We start from the raw sequence: 617 nt of genomic DNA, 5'->3' as shown, positions 1-617 counted from the left end.
CTTTTATTCATTTTAGTTGATACTTATAGTAGTCAACCAAATCCAGGGTAAGACACTCTGTATAGACCAACCAACAGCCCATAAGTAACCATTGACAACAAGGCAGTGTGACAGCAAAATTTGCCGTCACACTGCCGTCACCTACTGCCACCACCTCATTAATTATTCATATTCAATCAATTACACCCGACAACGTGACAGATGACAGCAAATTATAGTTTTTATTTTCATAGAGAGCCTGGCTGACACGTAAGTAGGGGTTGACTAAAAAGTCCCCCTAAGAATGTTAATCGAATTGTTGCGGATGGCAGAGTTTTTTTCTTTTTCCAAGAGTGTAGAACTTTAAAAGACTCCTGTCTCTACCCTTTTTTTCGTATTTTCCTCCCTTGCTACGATTTCCCCTTCTTCCTGCCTTCTTCCTTTTCAGTCTTTCAATCCCCTTTTCCTCCGTCCTTTTTTTCTTTTCTTTGGATTCCCGTTCTGGTTTCCTTTGTGCATCTTCTTCACCTTTCCTGTATTTCCTCTTCCTTTCCCTTGTGCATACGCCCGTGTCCTCGCCCTTCTAACGCGCGTGTGAATATAATAATGTGCATGCCTTTCCTCTATTCCTCCTGTAT

1 protein-coding gene is annotated in these 617 nt (G+C 41.5%); it reads right to left on the bottom strand.

Annotation, left to right across the window (positions count from 1 at the left end):
- Positions 1 to 423: 423 nt before the first annotated feature.
- On the bottom strand, positions 424 to 617 hold a 194-nt coding region (locus KTR07_RS28180), incomplete at its 5' end, for a hypothetical protein (protein WP_217315585.1).

Origin of the sequence: Bacteroides sp. MSK.20.82 (genome assembly GCF_019052485.1) — a bacterium.
Lineage (GTDB): Bacteria > Bacteroidota > Bacteroidia > Bacteroidales > Bacteroidaceae > Bacteroides > Bacteroides thetaiotaomicron.
This window is presented reverse-complemented; position numbering and strand designations above follow the sequence as displayed.